The sequence below is a fragment of the Gemmobacter lanyuensis genome, from assembly GCF_014652355.1.
Classification (GTDB): Bacteria; Pseudomonadota; Alphaproteobacteria; order Rhodobacterales; family Rhodobacteraceae; genus Gemmobacter; species Gemmobacter lanyuensis.
Genome location: NZ_BMYQ01000041.1, coordinates 1 through 1,337 on the forward strand (window position 1 = coordinate 1; position 1,337 = coordinate 1,337).

Below are 1,337 nucleotides of genomic sequence, written 5' to 3' on the forward strand. Positions count from 1 at the left end.
ATCAGTGCTGACGAGGAGGCACAGCAATCCTTCGTCTTCGAGGAGATCGAGACCGGCATTGCGGCGCTGAAGGCGCAGACAGGCCAAGGCCGGGCCTCGGGCGAGACGCGGGCGCCTCGGCCGCGCAAGGGCTTTCCGCCCCATCTCGAGCGGGTGGAGGTAGTTCTCGAGCCCGAGGTCCTGCCGGAACATGCGGGCCGAGAGAAGGTGCTGATCGGCGAAGACGTCTCGGAGCGGCTGGATGTCATCCCGGCCAGGTTCCGTGTCATCGTGACCCGCCGCCCGAAATACGCATTCAAGGAGGCGGATGGCGTCATCCAGGCGCTTGCTCCGGCCCATATCATCGAGAGCGGCCTGCCGACCGAGGCATTGCTGGCCCAGATCGCGGTCTCCAAATATGCAGACGGCCTGCCGCTGTTCCGGCAGGAAGGGATCTATGCCCGCGACGGGGTGGAGATCGACCGGAGGCTGATGGCGCAGTGGATGGGCCGGGTCGGCTTCGAACTGGAGATCCTCGCCGCGCATGTGCTGGGTGAAATCTTGAAGGGCCAGCGCGTCTTCGCCGATGAGACCAGCCTTCCGACCCTCGCGCCCGGCACCGGTGCCGTGAAAAAGGCCTGGCTTTGGGCCTATGCCCGCGATGACAGCACCTTCGGCGGCAGTGGGCCGCCTATGGTGGCTTATCGCTTTGAGGACAGCCGATCCGGAGAATGCGTTCGTCGGCATCTCGGCGGCTACGGCGGTATTCTCCAGGTGGACGGCTATACCGCCTACAATCAGCTTGTCCGCAAGGACAGGGGCAATGATGGCCCGCGCCTCGCTGGATGCTGGGCCCATAGCCGGCGGCGCTTCTACGAACTCCATGCCGCCGGGGACAGTCAGGTCGCCACCACCACGGTCGAGCGCATGGCCGAACTCTGGAAGCTCGAGGCCGAGGTGCGCGGCCAAAGCCCGGCAGCGCGTGCGGCCGCGCGGCAGGCCATCTCGGCCCCCATCGTCGCCGAGCTGTTCACACTCTGGCAGCAGACCCTGCCACGTATATCGGGCAAGTCGAAGCTGGCCGAGGCCATCCGCTACGCCATCGCCCGGCGCGACATCTTCGAGCGCTTTCTGACCGACGGCCTGATCGAGCTCGACTCCAACATCGTCGAGCGCGCCATCAGGCCACAGACCATCACCCGCAAGAACAGCCTCTTCGCCGGATCGGACGGCGGTGGCCGCACATGGGCCACCATCGCCACCCTCCTGCAGACATGCAGGATGAACAACGTCGACCCCACAGCATGGCTGACACAGACCTTGGAACGCATCGCCAACCAATGGCCGAGCGCTGAAAT

1 protein-coding gene is annotated in these 1,337 nt (G+C 65.6%); it reads left to right on the forward strand.

The genetic code is table 11. The features are described 5' to 3' along the window. Positions 1-1,337: IS66 family transposase (gene tnpC / locus IE101_RS19640; protein WP_189635518.1), on the forward strand; the 1,337-nt coding region annotated here is incomplete at both ends.